General features: G+C 53.9%; 10 protein-coding genes. 6 read left to right on the plus strand and 4 right to left on the minus strand.

From position 1 onward, the window contains the following. Positions 1-2: 2 nt before the first annotated feature. Both gss and FE839_RS20065 read left to right on the plus strand, forming a co-directional pair. Positions 3-1,880, plus strand: coding sequence for a bifunctional glutathionylspermidine amidase/synthase (gene gss / locus FE839_RS20060; RefSeq protein ID WP_138362537.1), 1,878 nt, complete (start codon positions 3-5; stop codon positions 1,878-1,880). A gap of 110 nt (positions 1,881-1,990) precedes the next feature. Further along, complete coding sequence (locus tag FE839_RS20065; protein ID WP_138362538.1) at positions 1,991-3,172, plus strand: aminotransferase-like domain-containing protein; 1,182 nt, start codon at positions 1,991-1,993, stop codon at positions 3,170-3,172. A gap of 120 nt (positions 3,173-3,292) precedes the next feature. Here FE839_RS20065 and FE839_RS20070 read toward each other — a convergent pair whose 3' ends face one another. Both FE839_RS20070 and FE839_RS20075 read right to left on the minus strand, forming a co-directional pair. Next, positions 3,293-5,377 carry a TonB-dependent receptor gene (locus tag FE839_RS20070; RefSeq protein WP_241675652.1) on the minus strand — a complete coding sequence of 695 codons (2,085 nt, stop codon included), beginning with the start codon at positions 5,375-5,377 and terminating at the stop codon, positions 3,293-3,295. A gap of 680 nt (positions 5,378-6,057) precedes the next feature. Continuing rightward, positions 6,058-7,413, minus strand: a complete 1,356-nt coding sequence (locus FE839_RS20075; protein WP_138362540.1) for a putative bifunctional diguanylate cyclase/phosphodiesterase — start codon at positions 7,411-7,413, stop codon at positions 6,058-6,060. Positions 7,414-7,819: 406 nt separating this feature from the next. Between FE839_RS20075 and FE839_RS20080 the strand changes: the two genes are divergently transcribed. Beyond that, positions 7,820-9,505: a family 43 glycosylhydrolase gene (locus tag FE839_RS20080; protein ID WP_138362541.1), complete on the plus strand. Its 1,686-nt coding sequence runs from the start codon at positions 7,820-7,822 to the stop codon at positions 9,503-9,505. Between the two features lie 78 nt (positions 9,506-9,583). Here the strand turns inward: FE839_RS20080 and FE839_RS20085 are convergent, their stop codons facing one another. Next, positions 9,584-10,276 carry a response regulator gene (locus FE839_RS20085; RefSeq protein ID WP_138362542.1) on the minus strand — a complete coding sequence of 231 codons (693 nt, stop codon included), beginning with the start codon at positions 10,274-10,276 and terminating at the stop codon, positions 9,584-9,586. Further along, complete coding sequence (locus FE839_RS20090) at positions 10,266-11,903, minus strand: ATP-binding protein (protein ID WP_138362543.1); 1,638 nt, start codon at positions 11,901-11,903, stop codon at positions 10,266-10,268. The genes FE839_RS20085 and FE839_RS20090 overlap by 11 nt, the downstream gene beginning before the upstream one ends. Positions 11,904-12,239: 336 nt before the next feature. Between FE839_RS20090 and FE839_RS20095 the strand changes: the two genes are divergently transcribed. Genes FE839_RS20095 through citC form a run of 3 tightly spaced genes read left to right on the plus strand, consistent with a single transcriptional unit; the run spans position 12,240 to position 15,525 of the window. Further along, positions 12,240-13,604: a 2-hydroxycarboxylate transporter family protein gene (locus tag FE839_RS20095; protein ID WP_138362544.1), complete on the plus strand. Its 1,365-nt coding sequence runs from the start codon at positions 12,240-12,242 to the stop codon at positions 13,602-13,604. A gap of 21 nt (positions 13,605-13,625) precedes the next feature. Further along, the gene (locus FE839_RS20100; RefSeq protein WP_138362545.1) at positions 13,626-14,489 is read left to right on the plus strand and encodes a fumarylacetoacetate hydrolase family protein; all 864 of its coding nucleotides are present in this window, start codon (positions 13,626-13,628) and stop codon (positions 14,487-14,489) included. Positions 14,490-14,505: 16 nt separating this feature from the next. After that, complete coding sequence (gene citC / locus FE839_RS20105; protein WP_138362546.1) at positions 14,506-15,525, plus strand: [citrate (pro-3S)-lyase] ligase; 1,020 nt, start codon at positions 14,506-14,508, stop codon at positions 15,523-15,525. Positions 15,526-15,540 lie beyond the last annotated feature (15 nt).

A 15,540-nucleotide genomic window follows, 5' to 3' on the forward strand; every position in this document is an offset into this window, starting at 1 on the left:
AAATGAGCAAAGGTTCGACAAGCAGTGACGCCCCGTTTGGTACACTATTAGGCTACGCACCGGGCGGCGTAGCGATTTATTCTTCGAATTACAGTAGCTTAAACCCGCAAGATTATCCGGATGACGCCACGTTCCGTAGCTATATCGGTAATGAATATATGGGACATAAGTGGCAGTGCGTGGAGTTTGCGCGCCGTTTCTTGTTCCTCACCTACGGTTTTGTTTTCACCGATGTCGGCATGGCCTACGAAATCTTCTCCCTGCGTTTTCTGCGCGAAGTGGTCAATGACAATATTCTGCCGTTACAGGCTTTTGCCAACGGTTGCCGTCGCCCGCCAGTTGCCGGTTCGTTGCTGATTTGGCAGAAAGGGGGCGAATTTAAGCATACCGGCCACGTGGCGGTGATTACTCAACTGGTGGGGAATAAGGTCAGGGTTGCTGAACAGAATGTGATTCACTCGCCGTTGCCGCAGGGCCAGCAGTGGACCCGCGAGCTGACGCTGGTGGTGAAAAACGGCATTTACACAATTAAAGACACCTTTGCCGATACCGAAATACTCGGCTGGATGATCCAAACCGCCGATACTGAGCATAGCCTCCCGCAGCCGGTTGTACCGGGTGACGCGATGACAATCAAAGGGGCGCGTTTGCCGAATAAAGGCCAGTTCCGCGGCAACTGGCTTAATGAGCACGATTTATTGCAAAAAGCCTATGTAGCAGCCAATGGCCACGTTATCAATAAAGATCCGTATCAGTATTTCACCATGACTGAAAGCGCAGAGCAGGAACTTATCAAAGCGACCAATGAGCTGCATTTGATGTATCTGCACGCCACCGATAAGGTGATGAAGGATGATAGTCTGCTGGCGCTGTTTGATATTCCGAAAATCCTCTGGCCGCGTCTGCGCCTCTCGTGGCAGCGCCGTCGGCATCATATGATTACCGGTCGGATGGATTTCTGTATGGATGCGCGCGGGCTTAAGGTTTATGAATACAATGCGGATTCCGCGTCCTGCCATACTGAGGGCGGCCTGATCCTCGAACAGTGGCTGAAACAGGGGTATTGCGGTAGCGGACACAACCCGGCGGAAAATCTGCTGGATGAGCTGACCGGCGCCTGGAAGCACAGTCAGGCGCGGCCTTTCGTGCATATTATGCAGGACAGGGATCTGGAGGAGAATTATCATGCCATGTTTATCCAGCGTTCGCTGACCGAGGCCGGTTTTGAGAGCAAAATTGTGTACGGTCTTGATGAACTGCGGTGGGATGCCGCCGGGCAATTGATTGATGTTGATGGTCGGCTGGTCAACTGCGTATGGAAAACCTGGGCGTGGGAAACCGCCATTGAGCAGGTGCGTGAAGTCAGCGCCGACGAGTATGCGGCGGTCCCGATCCGTACCGGCAACCCCAATAATGAGGTGCGTCTGATTGATGTCCTGCTGCGCCCGGAAGTCTTAGTGTTTGAGCCGCTGTGGACGGTCATCCCCGGTAACAAGGCGATTCTGCCGGTGCTATGGTCGCTGTTTCCGAATCATCGCTATTTGTTGGATACCGATTTTGTGGTCAACGAGAAACTGGCGGAAAGTGGCTATGCGGTGAAGCCCATCTCAGGCCGTTGTGGCGATAATATCGACCTGATTAGTCCGCAGGAGGAAGTGCTGGATAAAACCAGCGGGCGGTTTGTCGATCGCAAAAATATTTATCAGCAGCTGTGGTGTCTGCCTAAAGTGGATGGCAAATATATCCAGGTTTGCACCTTTACCGTCGGTGGTAGCTATGGCGGTACTTGTCTGCGCGGCGATGATTCGCTGGTGGTCAAAAAAGAGAGCGATATCGAACCGTTAATCGTGATAAAAGACAGCGATAGTCATTCACGCTAACGCCGGATCCGGGCGCAAAAAGCAACGTTCCCGGTGAACATCGCGTGACCGGGGCGTTTCGGTAAAAACAGATAACAAATCACAAAAACAAGACAGAAAAGGAAAATAGTATGCACGATCGGCGACTCGCCGCCCGCGCGGGGGAGCTTAAGCCCTCTGCCGTCCGCGAACTCCTTAAGCACAGCAAGTTGCCCGGGGTGATCTCTCTGGGCGGCGGTATTCCGGCCCCGGAGCTGTTTGATACCGAAGGCCTGAACCTCGCGGTGCAGCAGGTGATGAACGGGCGTTTTAACGATGCGTTCCAGTACGGTTTGACCGAAGGTTATCCGCCGCTGCGTCAGGCCGTCAGCGAACTGTGTCAGGCGCGCGGCGTTGCCTGTGCGGCAAGTCATGTCTATATCACTTCCGGTTCGCAACAATCGCTGGATATCGTTGCCCGTACGCTGCTCGATCCGGGCGACGCGATCGTCGTTGAACGTCCGACCTATCTGGCGGCGCTGCAGGTATTCCAGCTGGCGCAGGCCAATATTCTCAGCGTCGATACCGATGATGACGGCATGCTGGTGGAACAACTGGCCGACCTGCTGGAAACCACCCGCGTGAAAGCCGTTTACCTGGTGCCGACCTTCGGCAACCCCGGCGGTAAAACCCTCAGCGAAGCGCGTCGTCGTCGTCTGGTTGAGCTGGCGAAGAAGCACGATTTTGTCATTATCGAAGATGATCCGTATGGCGAAATCAGCTTCACCGATGAAGTTCGCCGTCCGCTGTATCACTACGCGGTTGAGCTGGGATGTGAGGATCAGGTGGTGTACACCTCCACCTTCTCTAAGATCCTCGCGCCGGGTATGCGTATCGGCTGGATCGTGATGCCGGACTGGCTGGCGCAGCAGACGGTGATCGTCAAACAGGCGGCGGATCTGCATACCAATATGTTGTCGCAGGTGATCACGGCGGAATACCTGAGCATGAATCGTCTGGAAAGTCAGATTGCCCTGATCCGCGAAGATTATCGCAAGAAGTGCGTGGCGCTGGCCGATGCGCTGGAATCGCGCCTTGGAGAGCATCTTGAATTTAGTCGCCCGAAAGGCGGCATGTTCCTGTGGGCTCGCTTCCGTTATCCGTTTGATACGATGGAATGGATGAAGAAAACGCTGGAAAACGGCGTGGTCTACGTGCCCGGCGAAGCCTTCTATAACGATGACCCGGATACGCGCACGTTGCGTCTGTCTTACTCTACGGTGTCAGAGGATGGCCTGATGACCGCCGTGGAGCGCCTGGCGAAGTCGCTGTAATGATGCTGTTTCGCGCCGTCGGGCGGCGCGAAGATCCTGTCTTTGATTGATCGCGACGATATCACCGATCTCTCGCCCGTCGCTACTGGCGGCGGGCGAGAGAAACGTGGATCGATTCCGTCAGAAATTCACATTAACCGAAACCCAGTAGTTACGCCCTGGGACCACATAGCCCGTGGTGCTCTGGGATGAGGTGAAGTAATCGCCCGCCGTGGTGGTGCCGCCGTTCACAGGGAAGACATGCGTCCGGGTAAAGTCCTTGTCGAACAGGTTATTCACCGCGCCGTTCAGGGTGACGTCTTTCGAGACTTTATAAGAGCCGCCCAGGTTGTAGACGGTCCAGGATTTGAAATAGCCACCAAGGTTGTCATACACCACTTTATTGGCTGCGCTCAGGTTGTCGTAGTTTTGCGTAAAGCGTGCGGTTTTACTCCGGTATTCCACTTTCAGCCACGTAGAAAACTTCTCGTTTACGTTCCAGTTTAACCGGGCGTTTGCCATATGTTTTGGCGTGTTGGTTAATGCCGCACCTTTGTTATTGCCGTCTTTCTGCTCGCTGTCGGTGAAGGTGTAGTTCATATTCAGCGACCAGTCATCAGACCACAGCGGGACCGAGGTACCCAGCTCAAGACCCTGGGTAATTGATTTACCCACGTTGGTATAAGTGCTGGTCGAGCTGTCAATTGTTTCACTGCTGATTTTATTTTTGAAGCGGTTGTGGAACAGGGTGGCATTGGCGCTGAATCCACTGTGGTTTTCGTAATAGACGCCTAATTCGGTATTGACGCTTTCTTCTGGCTTGAGATTTGGATTGCCGATGGTGTTGATGGTGCCCTGGCCGGTCACGCCGCTTATCCCATTGTGCTGTTGCGCCAGCGAGGGGGTCTTATATCCGGTACTCACGCCGCCTTTCACGGTGATCTCGTCAAGGGCATCCCATACCAGATAAGCCCTCGGGCTGACATGACTGCCAAAGGTTTCCTGATATTCATAGCGGGCGCCGTAGGTCAGCGCCAGAGGCTCCAGTAAACGCCATTCGTCCTCGCTGAATAAGGACCATGAATCCTGTTTAAATTCGTCGCCACCGTTGGCAAGGACAATGCCGTCCTTCATGCGCGCATTCCAGTACTGGCCGCCTACCGTCAGCAGATGGCTGTCCCCCAGCGGGGCGACCAGTTTTGAATCCAGAATGATATTGGTATTTTTCAGCTCCCGTTTTTCACCGGCCAGTCCGGAAGCGGCAGGAACAGAGGATGTCGTGATCAGGCGTCCTTTATTCTCGGTTCTGTTCCAGGAGAGCGTTGAGTTGAGAGTACCGAAACTCAGGTAATTATCGCTGCCAAGGGTCAGTTTTCGGCGCTGATAACGCAGAGTGTCTTCATATCCTCCGGAAGAACCAATAGTACCCAGTTGGTTATTCTTGTTGTCGTATGTCTGATTAGCAATTTCGCCGTCCAGCCAGAGTATGTTCTTGTCGTCGACCTGCCAGAGCAGCTTGCTGCCCAGGGTATAGTTTTCCGATTTGACCGGGTTCGGGCCACGGTTACTGAGTTCGCTGCCGGTTGTGGAAGATTCCACATGCGATGCCTCGCGACGGAAGATATTGCCGCGCAAGGCCAGCCCCAGTTTGTTCTCTATTAGCGCGCCGCTGGAATAGAGTGAGAATTTTGAATTGTCCCCGTAGGTCGTATCTTCCTGGAAGGTATGTTCGAGAGTGGCGGTTCCGGACCATTCCGGGGCGATTTTTTTGGTGATGATATTCACAACACCGCCCATCGCATCCGAGCCGTAGAGTGTGGACATGGGGCCACGGATGATTTCGATACGTTCGATCGCGGACATGGGAGGCATAAAGCTGGTGTTCATTGCGCCAAAACCATTGGGCGTAACGTCCGAGGTTCCGTTTTGGCGTATCCCGTCCACCAGAATCAGGGTGTAACTGCCGGACATGCCGCGAATACTGATATCAAGCCCCCCGGTTTTACCGGTTGTGCTGTTGATGTCTACCCCTTCCACGTCACTGAGGGCGGAGGCGAGGTCGGTGTAATTGCGCTGGCTGAGTTCCTGCTGACTGATAACCGTAATACTGGCAGCGGCTTCACGCAGTTTCTGTTCATACCCGGAGGCGGTGACTACCATAACGTCGTCCGTTTCTGCTGCCAGCACGGAAGGGGCGGTTGTCGTCGCTAAAAGAGGTATTAACATTTTTTTAATCATTTTTACTCCCTATAAGTAATATCCTATTGATAAATATTTATTATTATGAATTGATCTAATTGATGGTGTAAATACAAATAAATATCATTTACATTTCTTAACAAAGGGAAGCCGCTAAAATCGCCGCCTGGCGGCGTCGGCAATAATGATGACGGGATAATTTCTCTTGTCCGGCGCCACTATTGCGCCTGCTTTCAGCATAAATCTGCGATTTTTCGGCGACCGCAGGCGGTACTGACGGGCCGTCGTTCCGTATCAGTGGATGAAAAGGTGTAATGAAATATTGCTAAGTGTTTTTAAGGGCAATCGGTAATGGCGAGGGGCTGGAGGGAATCAGATAGTCGTTACTGAACGCCGGGCAGCCGGAATGGTCGTGGCATGGAAACCGGTTTGCAATATGGTGCTCGCAGAGCATGGCGTATTTGGACGTTGTGCAGGTAATGTTAGTAGCGGAGAGGCGAATGCCGATCGGTTCAGCGAGTCATCGATGTTGTCTTCCGCTGCATTTGCCGCCCGGAAGCGCTGACCGCCATCCAGGCGGCCCGTCCTGGATGGGCGTTTGCGTTCTCGCCTGGTTTCCTGATGCGCCCAATCCCCATGCGGTAAGTCTGGGATGAATACCGGTGAATGGCCCTTAACTGACCGGCATCAGGCGGAGGAGCGCTTTTTTATGTCTGCAAAAGCTGGTCAGCGAGGTCAGACCGTTCAGGCTGTTCTCCGCTGCTGAACATTTTCTCAAAATCGGGCGCACTTAAGGGCCGCGCGAAATAATACCCCTGAAAGGCATCACATCCGAGGGTCTTCATGATCAACCACTGCGCTTCTTCTTCTATCCCTTCGGCCAGCACCTGCAACTGCAGTTCTCGCCCCATCCGGATGATATTGCGGGCAATGACTCTCCCTTTTTCTCCTCCCAGGACGGCTTTTACAAAGCTACGGTCAATTTTTATCTGTTCCAGCGGCAACTGTCGAAGATAACTCAGGGAAGAAAAGCCGGTGCCAAAGTCATCCAGTGCAAAACGGAAACCTGAAGCAGCCAGTGTCTCCATTGTGGTCACCACAACCGGCATATCGGTGGCAAACACGCTTTCCGTCAGTTCGAATTTAAGCTGTGATGGATTGACCCCGGCGGACACCACCGTCTCGATGACATTTTCCGTAAAATCAGTCTCCAGAATATGGTCCGCCGTAAAATTCACGGCCAGAGTCAGGCGCGCCATTTCCGGCCGGCTTTGCCATTGTGTAAGCCGGAAACAGGCTTCCCGGAGCACCCATTCGCCAATCAGCGGCATCAGACCGGCTCGCTGTGCATCCGGAAGGAAAAAATCGGGAGAGAGTAGCCCTTTCTCGGGATGTTGCCACCGCAGTAAGGCTTCAGCGCCGGTAAATCCACCGTCGGCGCTGACCTGTAACTGATAGTAGAGGACAAATTCATTCTGTTTCAGTGCCCGACGAAGTTGTCTTCCGATATCTGTCTGACGGGAAAAATCCGCCTGCAGGGCAGCCATTCCGCCACCCAGCATGACGGTAACCATCATGGCATTTACCCATGAACTGATCTCCCGGAACGCTGTCGGCATAGGGATGGCAAACGGAAAGACCAGCCTGCTACTGCAGAACACCACGAACATCAGCAGGCTGGCTATGATCATCCCGGCCTGCTGGCGTGACGGGATTCTCTGGTAGTTGATATATCCGACCAGGGCAATGACCAGGAGATAGAGATGGGTCGTTCGGAGAACCTCTTTATTCGGGATATCGAAAAGGAGGCTAAAGAGGCAGACAAAAAGCAGACAAACCAACTGGGCTGCCAGCAGTCCGGCGGAAAAATTTCCCCGACGGGCCAGCAGCCAGCAGGGCAGGATGGCCACCCCCAGTCCCAGAAGGGCAAATGCCAGAGACCAGTAGCCAACCAGTATAAAGACCAGTAGCCAGCCGAGCCCGACGAACGTACCCGCAAGGGATGCCGCCCGGCACAGCAGAAAGAAATACGCCGGTTGCCGTTCTTTTTGGTTCAACATCATGGTAGCGTCCTGTGCAAGGGCTCTCGTCAGGGTATCCCGGCATACAGCACGGTATTTTCCGTATGCGCGGATTGCATCGGCAGATATTCAGTATGCCGACGCGCCACAACGCGCGTATTACGCAGATTTGCGTCTGATTGTCCGGCATTGGGCAGGGGGCATTCGTGTCGCCCCACGCTGTTCGTCTTCGCCACGGTACTGCCCGGCGGTGGTTTTTTAGCCCGTTATGGGCGGCCACAAAATTGCCGGCCAGTGATTGCTCTCCCGGTTAATGTTTTATATCACTGGCGCTGACATTCGGAAATATAAAGCATGATAAAGATACACTTATCGTAGGTAAGCCAGGGATAGCCACAATCAATCCGGTGGTTACCGGGCGTAATATTATTCATATGGTGAAACTGTAATGCACAAAGGAACGGTACTTTGCTTGTTGTTGTCTATCATCCCACTCGCGCACGCAGATTCATCAGGTTTGCCCGCAACCGTTCCGGGCCAGGCAACCCTCTTCAATTTCGCCCCACGGGATGTTCTTCAGGGCCAGGATGGTTTACCGCCGTCCCCCCATGCGCCATTAAAATATGGTGCGCCGGTGCTGCATCTGGATGTTGCCGGCAATGCGGTGGAAGAACATGCCGCCTCAGTCGCCTACTTTAACGATCAATACTGGATGTATGCCGAAAAATGGGGCTGCGGAAAACTGGTGATGTTCAGCGGCAGCATTCCGGGGAAAGGGGGGGCAGAAAAATTGTCTCCCGTGAAAAATGCCGGCCAGTGCGGGCTGGCCGCGTATTCTTCTCCGGATATGACGAACTGGACATTTCAGGGGCTATATCAGCCGGAAGGCATTCGGGAAAGCGCTGCAAAACCACATGTTCTGTGGAGCCAGCCGCTGAAAAAATATGTGATGTGGTTTAAGGCGGGCGATAATTTTGCCAGAACCGGCGGGCTCTATTATGCTCTGGCCGATTCCCCCGCGGGGCCATGGAGCCAGCCGAAAATCGCAACGGGCCCCCATCTGGCTCATGATTTTGATATTACGATCTCGCCTGAAGGCAAGGCTTATATTGTCACGGATGTGTTTTCCGGTCAGTTCGATAAAACCTCGCCGGGAGGCCATAAACCTTTGTGGGATCTCTGGATACAGGCGTTGACCCCGGAACTGACCGGCACCGTCGCGGGGAGCGCGACCCGTATTCTCAAGGCGGCCGATTTTGAAGCCGTCGGCTTATTCACGCATAACGGATACTGGTATATCACCGGTGGGCCGACCTGTGGCAACTGCCAGGTGCCGATCCGCTATCTGTACTCTTCGTCGGTCACGTCCGGATGGACCAATGAACAGGGCGAGACCGGCGACGAACTGAAAATGGGTTCGCTCCTGACACAGGATGGCTGCACAGGGCAAAACAAGGGGGCGGACACGCTGCCTTCCTTATCCGGCCCGGTCATTCTCAGCGCCATCTGGGGATACCGCACCGGTCCGGCGAGCTATGCGCCGAAAGGGCGGGTGGTTCACGGTGACAACAGCCAGGCCATTTCATCAACCTACTGGTTTCCGGTGACCTTTAACGCAAAACATCAGATTGAGAAATTTACCTGCCCTGCTCAGGTGAATATCCCGCTCAACCGGGCTGTCAGTCCGCCGGCGCCGGCGCCCTGGCAACCGGTCTGTCAAATCAGACAAGGGAGCGTCGTGAAGCAGACGCTGCCATCGTTAAACCGCTATCACGGCGCGCTTACGCTGAGCCTGTTCCAGAGGACGGATGATGAAGGTCCGCTGAAACAGAATGGCGTGATACTGAATGCGCCCCTGAATGTCGATATTCGCTTCACGGATGGCAGCGAGGTCAGACGGCGCATCCCGGCAACCGGTGTTGCGTTCACACCGCAAGTACAGCCATTCACGCTGTCTGACTCAAAAACAGTGTCAGACATCACGCTCAGTTCAGAAGCCACTAACGGCTGCTATGGCACGGTGGTAGCGCCGGCCAGATCGTCAATGAACCGCTATTCTGTATTGAAAAAAGACGGTGACCAGCATCATGACGGTGTCAGAATGTATACTGGCCCGGACGACAGGGTTCCGTGAGGATGAGTGGTCTCCTTGGCGCGCTTTGTCAGGGGCATATTTTTATTGGCCGACGAGGATAACGACGTGACGGGCAACTCACGTCATCACCCGCCGGTACATACGACGTGGATGGCCAATTTTGCCGTATTGCATCTCGACGACCAGAAAACCGGCATCCACGCAGTGTTCCAGGTAGCGACGGGTTGTGGTTTTACTCAGCCCCGTTTCATGAACCACTTCATCCACGGAAAAGCAGCGTTCCGTCTCGTCGGTAAATAGCTTTTGCACCAGCGCCAGCGTATTCTCTTCAATCCCTTTGCTGCCGTTATCCTGGCGGTAGTTCCTGGCCTGCAGTTGATAGAGGGAGTCGACGTTTTTCTGGTCGACGACTTTCCATACCCGCTGCTGCTCGGCAAACTGTACAAAACGTTCCAGCGACTGGCTTAATCGCTTCCAGGAGACGGGTTTGAGAATGTAGTCGAATGCGCCATTGCGAATGGCCAGGCTACAGGTATCCATGTCGCTGGCGGCGGTAATAAAAATCACCGAGCAGTTGGTGTGGGCAATAAGCGGATCGCTAATCAACGTAATGCCTTTACCGTCCGGCAGGTAGTTATCCAGCAACACCAGTTGTGGGTGCGTGCTGCTCAGTAATGCCCGCGTTTCGTCCAGCGACGAGGCAATGCCGACCAGCCGCAGGCGTGGATGTTTGCCGATCAGTTCTGCATGAAGCTGCGCAAGCGCGTTTTCATCTTCGACTATCAGCACGTCTATTAATTCATGTTGCATAGTTCTGATCTTCCAGGGTCGTTACGGGGCGCGGTATGTTGCCCGTTTCAGGTATAAACAAAGAAAAAATCGTCCCGTGAGGCGCGTTGCTGGAGACTTCAATCGATCCACCAGCCTGCGTAACATAGCTGGCGATCAGATACAGGCCGATGCCATGATCGCCCCCGCGTTTGGTGGTTATTCCGCGCTCAAAGATACGTTCACGGATTGCCGGATCGATACCGATGCCATGATCCGCCACTTCAATGATCAGCTCTCGCTCATTGAGCAGGATCAGCACTTCCACCGGCGCGTGCGGCGGGGCAGCGCTCTGGGTTGCTTCAATGGCATTGTCCAGCAGGTTGCCGATACTTGAAATCAGTTCCGCTTCCCCCAGTGACCGGCAGGGTTTCGCCATCCGGCACAGCGGGTCAAACGCCAGTTCGACGCCTTTTTCACGGGCGCGCGCCGCTTTACCTACCAGTAGCCCACATAACGTTGGCGAGCTAAAGCGCGACGAGATAAAGTCCAGCAGCTCTTGCGCATGCTCTGAGTGCGCCTGGATATAGCGTATTGCTTCGTCGTAACGCGCCATATGCAGCAGGCCGGAGAGCGTAGCCATGCGGTTAAGCTGCTCATGGCGCATAATGCGCAGATTATCCACATAGCGTTTCACCTGACTGAGCTGCGCGCTCAGGGTGTCGATTTCGTTGCGATCGCGGAAAGTGATCACCCAGCCCTGTAACGTCTCTTCCAGCATAATGCGCACCCGACTGGCGATCACCGTTAACGCGTTGAAGCGGCAAATCTCATCGTGAGTGTCGTTTTGCAACATCAGCGAGCGCGTGAAAAAAGGCACAGGGGTGATTACTTCATTAATGGCCTGCCCACGCAGCGCGCGGGCAGGCTGGCTTAAGCCAAGAAGCTTGCGCGCGGCCTGGTTGATCACCTCAATGCGCAGCTCGCTGTCGACGGCGATCACGCCTTCATAAATGGACTCCATCAGCGCTTTTTGCTGGCGCACCAGCAGGCCGATTTCGCGCGGTTCCAGCGAGAAGATCTGCTTTTTAATCCCGCGGGTGAAATACCACGAAAAGACAAACAGTGCGATCAGCAGCAATATGGCCGCAATAAAGATATTGATCGCTTTGCCAAGGGTAATGGTTTCGAGATAGCTGGTCAGATATCCTACCGACACAATACCCACCACGTGGCCGTTATCGTCAAAAATGGGCGTTTTACTGCGCAGGGAAATGCCTAAACCGCCTTTACGGATCGTGGTGATGCTTTTCCCCTGTAAAACGTCCGCGTTGTCGCCGCCCACCAGTTTTTTCCCCACCATGTCAGGATCGACGGAATGAAATAGATGCAGCCCTTTATTATCACCAATGACAATAAAACTGGCATCGCTATGTATTACGAGCTTTTGCATAAATTGGCTGATGGCTGGAATATCTTTTTTCGCCACGCTCTGGCGCAGGCTCGGAATAATCGCTATTTCCTCAGCCTGAATTTTTGCTCTGGCGCTCATTTCCTGGTATAGCTGGCGACTCATGTCCTGATAATAATAAACGCCCAATAGAACGAAGAGGCCGGAGAAGAACAACACCAGCGAAATAAAAAGTTTAATTTGAAAAGATACTCTCATGACGGTACGCACAGCAGCTAACGATTCGCCAATGTACCATCTTTTTTTGCTGCTGTACGTAGTTTGCTGGAAAGCTGTGATCCCTTGCACAGCAAGCATTTGCGCTAAATAAATGACCTGTTAAATATTCTTTTTGGGGAATGTTATTAACTTGTGTTTCTTTTTTAAAAAACCATAAAAACCACGACAATAATTAAGGTGTAAATCACATAAAATAAAAGAAACCATAAAAGCCATAGGTACCATTAAAACTCTAAATTTATTATGCCGAATCTCACATTTAATGAGCCTTTAGCCCTTTACTCTGTCGGCACAAAATAACCAAGGGGCTTAATTATGAGCACAACTGACGATTCATTTTCTGTTACCTCTGAATCGCTGACGATTCAAAAAAGATCACTTAAGGACAGGTGGTGGCACATTATGGATAGCTGGAAGGTCGGGATTATTCCGCTGCCGTTATTCCTGTTGGCTGGCGCGCTGATTGCCATCGACTGTCTTGGCGGCAAACTGCCCAGTGATATTGTGGTGATGGTCGCCACACTGGCATTTTTTGGCTTTGCCTGCGGCGAGTTTGGTAAGCGCCTGCCCATTGTCGGTAAACTGGGGGCGGCGGCGATCTGCGCGACCTTCATTCCGTCGGCGATGGTCTATTATGGGCTACTGCCGGACGTCGTTGTGGAATCCACGACCAAATTCTATAAATCCACCAACATCCTCTATCTCTATATCTGCTGCATCATTGTCGGCAGCATCATGAGCATGAACCGCACCACCCTGATTCAGGGTTTCCTGCGTATATTTTTCCCCATGTTGTGCGGTGAAATTGTCGGCATGCTGGTGGGTATGGGGGTTGGCCTGGCGCTCGGTATGGAGCCGTTCCAGATCTTCTTCTTTATTATACTGCCGATCATGGCCGGGGGCGTGGGGGAAGGCGCGATTCCGCTGTCCATTGGCTATGCCACCATTCTGCATATGGATCAGGGCGTTGCGTTGGGGCGTGTCTTACCGATGGTGATGCTCGGCAGCCTGACCGCCATCATTATCTCCGGTTGCCTGAATCAACTGGGTAAACGCTTCCCGCATCTGACGGGGGAAGGCCAATTGATGCCGAACCGTGATAACGGCGACGCTCAGGTTTCGGCGGCGCCGGCATACTCTGGAAAAACTGACGTCACCACTATCGCGGCGGGCGCGCTGCTGGCGGTACTGCTGTATATGATTGGTATGCTCGGCCACAAATTGATTGGCCTCCCGGCGCCGGTTGGCATGCTGTTCGTCGCTGTGCTGATCAAGCTGGCGCACGGCGTCTCTCCGCGTCTGCTGGAAGGTTCTCAGGTGGTGTACAAATTCTTCCAGACTTCGGTCACCTATCCCATTCTCTTCGCCGTTGGCGTGGCGATTACGCCGTGGGAAGAGCTGGTTCACGCTTTCACCATCGACAATCTGCTGGTGATCGTGAGTACCGTTTCCGCACTGGTTGCGACTGGCTTCTTCGTAGGTAAAAAGATCGGCATGCATCCTATTGATGTGGCTATCGTTTCCTGCTGCCAGAGCGGTCAGGGCGGTACAGGGGATGTTGCCATTCTGACCGCGGGCAACCGCATGAGCCTGATGCCATTTGCACAGATTGCTACCCGCATTGGTGGGGCGATCAACGTGTCGGTATCGCTGCTGATCCTTGGCAATTTCCTCGTCTGATTAAGCATTACAGGAACTGATATGAAACTCGCAAGCTTTATCCATCAGGGGAGTCGTAGTTACGGCATCGTCAAGGCTGATGGCATGATCAATCTGGGGCAGCGTCTTGGCAACCACTATGGCGATCTGAAATCACTGCTCGCCGCCGGCGCGCTGAATGAGGCGCAACGGTTAGCTGGCGAAACGCCGGATATCCGCTTTGACGATCTCGAATTTCTGCCGGTGATCGAAAACCCAGGGAAAATTCTTTGCGTGGGTATGAACTATGCCGAAAAGCGCAAAGAGTTTGATCAACACAACCCGGCGCCGACGCTGTTTGTGCGCTTTGCCGACTCGCAAACCGGGCACAACGCGCCGGTGCTAAAGCCGCGTCACTCCAGTGAGTTCGATTACGAAGGCGAACTGGCGGTGATCATCGGTAAAGGCGGCGAGGACATCTCCCGCGAGACGGCGTTAAGCCATGTGGCCGGTTACAGCTGCTATATGGATGGCTCGGCGCGCGACTGGCAGCACACCTGGTTTACTGCCGGTAAAAACTGGCGGCAGACCGGCGCGTTCGGCCCGTGGATGACCACCGCCGATGAGATCCCGGATCCGCATGCGCTCGCCATCCGCACCTGGCTGAATGGCCGCATGGTCCAGGATGACAACACCGCCAGCATGATCCACAAGGTGGCCGAACTTATCGAGTACATCAGCACGTTCACCAGTCTGACGCCAGGGGATGTGATTATCACCGGTTCGCCGGGCGGCGTGGGTAAAAAACGCAATCCGCCGCTGTTTATGAAAGCGGGCGATCGCATTGAAGTGGAAATCGAACATATCGGCCACCTCAGCAATGTGATTATCGATGCGCCAGCCCACGCGCTGACGACGGCGCACTAAGGACGAAGGCTACACCATGCAAGCACGACCTCCCATCGACTTCCGCGTAGCGGAAGTCAACGGCAATACTCAACGGCTGGCCGCTGTCCGCACGTTGCTGGCAGACAGTGGTTTAGGTATGGACAGCGATATCACCACGTTTGTTGAAGCCTGGTCGGGAAACCGGCTGGTGGGGTGTGCTGGCCTTGCCGCCAACGTTATCAAGTGTGTGGCAGTGGATGAACAGCTGCGCGGTGAAAACCTCAGCGCGCAGTTGCTGGCGGAAGTCGAGTACCTGGCGCTGGCGCGCGGTCATCTGCATCTGTTCTTGTGTACCCGCCCGTGCAACCGGGAGCGCTTTCAGCACTGCGGTTTCTGGCCGATTGCGCAGAGCGGCAACAACGCCATTCTGATGGAAAACACGCCCACGGGAATTCAGCGTTACTGCCGCGCTTTGCAGGCTGAACGCCTGCCGGGAAAACGGATCGGCGCCATCGTGATGAACGCCAACCCCTTTACCCTCGGACATCGCCATCTGGTTGAACAGGCGGCGCGATCCTGCGACGGGCTGCATCTGTTTGTGGTGCGTGAAGACGCTTCGTTCTTCCCTTTTGCCGCCCGGTTAAAGATGGTGAAAGCAGGCGTGGCGCATCTGACGAATGTCACCGTGCATGAAGGCTCGCAGTACATCATTTCCCGCGCCACCTTTCCGGCCTATTTCCTGAAAGAGACCGGAAAAGTGCAGCAAGCATGGAGCGAGATCGATCTGCTTATCTTCCGCAACTATATCGCCCCGGCGCTGGGTATTACGCATCGCTTTATCGGTAGCGAGCCGTTCTGCGATATCACCCGCCAGTACAACCAGACTATGCATCAACTGCTGGCGGGCGTCGTGGAGGTGGTGGAGATCCCTCGCATCAAAGCCACCGGCAGCGCCATCTCCGCATCGGAAGTGCGGCGTTTACTGAAAACACACCAGTTTTCCCGTATTCGGGAAATTGTACCGGATACCACTTTCGCGCATCTCGAATCCCATTACAGCGCGGAAGTTGCTTAAAAATCAGGAATATTA

Source organism: Klebsiella indica (genome assembly GCF_005860775.1).
In the GTDB taxonomy this organism is placed as follows: Bacteria; Pseudomonadota; Gammaproteobacteria; order Enterobacterales; family Enterobacteriaceae; genus Klebsiella; species Klebsiella indica.

Coding starts and splice junctions, on each gene's coding strand:
- citC (WP_138362546.1), top strand. CDS start 14,506: ATGCAAGCACGACCTCCCATCGACTTCCGCGTAGCGGAAGTCAACGGC.
- FE839_RS20085 (WP_138362542.1), bottom strand. CDS start 10,276: ATGCAACATGAATTAATAGACGTGCTGATAGTCGAAGATGAAAACGCG.
- FE839_RS20080 (WP_138362541.1), top strand. CDS start 7,820: ATGCACAAAGGAACGGTACTTTGCTTGTTGTTGTCTATCATCCCACTC.
- FE839_RS20075 (WP_138362540.1), bottom strand. CDS start 7,413: ATGATGTTGAACCAAAAAGAACGGCAACCGGCGTATTTCTTTCTGCTG.
- FE839_RS20090 (WP_138362543.1), bottom strand. CDS start 11,903: ATGAGAGTATCTTTTCAAATTAAACTTTTTATTTCGCTGGTGTTGTTC.
- FE839_RS20100 (WP_138362545.1), top strand. CDS start 13,626: ATGAAACTCGCAAGCTTTATCCATCAGGGGAGTCGTAGTTACGGCATC.
- gss (WP_138362537.1), top strand. CDS start 3: ATGAGCAAAGGTTCGACAAGCAGTGACGCCCCGTTTGGTACACTATTA.
- FE839_RS20070 (WP_241675652.1), bottom strand. CDS start 5,377: ATGTTAATACCTCTTTTAGCGACGACAACCGCCCCTTCCGTGCTGGCA.
- FE839_RS20065 (WP_138362538.1), top strand. CDS start 1,991: ATGCACGATCGGCGACTCGCCGCCCGCGCGGGGGAGCTTAAGCCCTCT.
- FE839_RS20095 (WP_138362544.1), top strand. CDS start 12,240: ATGAGCACAACTGACGATTCATTTTCTGTTACCTCTGAATCGCTGACG.